This window comes from Agromyces sp. NPDC056389 (assembly GCF_042262385.1).
Lineage (GTDB): Bacteria > Actinomycetota > Actinomycetes > Actinomycetales > Microbacteriaceae > Agromyces.
Map to the genome: position 1 here is coordinate 1 of NZ_JBHJPN010000008.1, position 1,628 is coordinate 1,628.

At 65.8% G+C, this 1,628-nt stretch carries 1 protein-coding gene; it reads right to left on the reverse strand.

Going from position 1 to position 1,628, the window contains the following annotated elements; translation table 11 throughout:
* Positions 1-138 precede the first annotated feature (138 nt).
* Positions 139-1,404, reverse strand: coding sequence for an IS256 family transposase (locus tag ACFCVM_RS19625; protein ID WP_375838419.1), 1,266 nt, complete (start codon positions 1,402-1,404; stop codon positions 139-141).
* Between the last annotated feature and the right edge of the window lie 224 nt (positions 1,405-1,628).

Sequence of the window (1,628 nt, forward strand, 5' to 3'; positions counted from 1 at the left end):
GTCTTGGTGAGGCCGGTGCGGTCGCGTCCGTCGGATCGACGGGCGATTCGTATGACAACGCCCTGGCGGAGGCGTTCAACTCGTTGTTCGGTCAAGTCCCGGGTAGTGGTGTAGCGGCTGCGTTCTCCTTCTCGGGGTTCAGGCTGTGAGTGCGGGCAGGTTGTCGCCTCCGATCTCGGGGTCGGGGTCGGTGTCGGTGTCGGTGTCGGTGATGAGGTTGATGCGGCAGCGGGCGAGGACGTCGAGGCCGAGGTAGCGGCGTCCTTCGGCCCATTCGTCGGTTTGTTCGGCCAGGACGGCTCCGACCAGGCGCACGATCGCGGCCCGGTTGGGGAAGATGCCCACGGAGTCGGTGCGTCTGCGGATTTCGCGGTTGAGGCGCTCGGCGGGATTGTTCGACCAGATCTGGGTCCACACGTCTTTGGGGAAGGCGGTGAACGCGAGGATGTCCGCGCGGGCGGCATCGAGGTGGTCGTGGACCTCGGGCAGCTTCGCCTCGACGTAGTCCAGCAGCCGGTCGAACTGCGCCTGGACGGCGTCGGAGTCGGGTTGGTCGTACACGCTGTGCAGCATCGCTTTGACCGCCGGCCACATGGCTTTGGGAGTCACCGACATCAGGTTCGCGGCGTAGTGAGTACGACACCGTTGCCAACTGGCCCCGGGCAGGTTCGCCGCGATGGCTTCAACTAGACCCTTGTGGGCGTCAGAGGTGACCAGACGGACGCCGGTCAGGCCACGGGCGGTCAGGTCGGCGAAGAACTCATTCCATGCCGGCCCCGTTTCACTGGTGGCTACGCGCAGCCCGAGGACTTCGCGGTGCCCGTCTCCGTTGACACCGACCGCGATCAGCGCGACGGCGTTGATCACCCGCCCGCCCTCGCGGACCTTCATCGTCAGCGCGTCGGCGGACACGAACGTGAATGGTCCCGCCTCGACCAGGGGACGGTGGCGAAACTCCTCGACGATCTGGTCCAGGTCAGCGGCCATGCGAGAGACCTGTGACTTCGATAGTGAGTCGATCCCCAAGGTCTTGACGAGTTTGTCCATGCGCCGGGTCGACACCCCAGCGAGGTAGCAGTCCGCGACGACCGTGATCAACGCGGACTCGGCTCGCTTGCGGCGCTCCAGGAGCCACTCGGGGAAGTAGGTCCCGGTGCGCAGCTTCGGGACCGCGACATCGACGGTCCCGACGCGGGTATCGAGGTCGCGGTGGCGGTACCCGTTGCGTTGCGCCGTGCGAGTTGCGCTGGGGCGGCCGTACTCCGCACCAACCACGGCGTCGGCGTCCGCGGACAGCAACGCGTTGATCATGGTCTGCAACAGAGAACGCATCATGTCCGGTGATGCCTCAGCGAGGGCTTCACCCAGAAGGCCTGCAGGGTCGACAATGTGAGGTGCGGTCATCGTGATGACTCCATTCGAGAGTGCTGTGAGAGGTTCGCTCGAAGAATCACGCGGTGGCCGCACCCACGTCCACTACCGGAACGATCTCGGCGACCGCGCTACACCACTATCGGGGACTCAACTCCTGGCACGCAGCGATCGACGCGCGCCGCGCCAGCACCCACGCCGACGCACGCTCACGAAAGACCTGTCGTTCCAACGCAATCCGCTCACGCACCACCTGC

Coding starts and splice junctions, on each gene's coding strand:
- ACFCVM_RS19625 (WP_375838419.1), bottom strand. CDS start 1,404: ATGACCGCACCTCACATTGTCGACCCTGCAGGCCTTCTGGGTGAAGCC.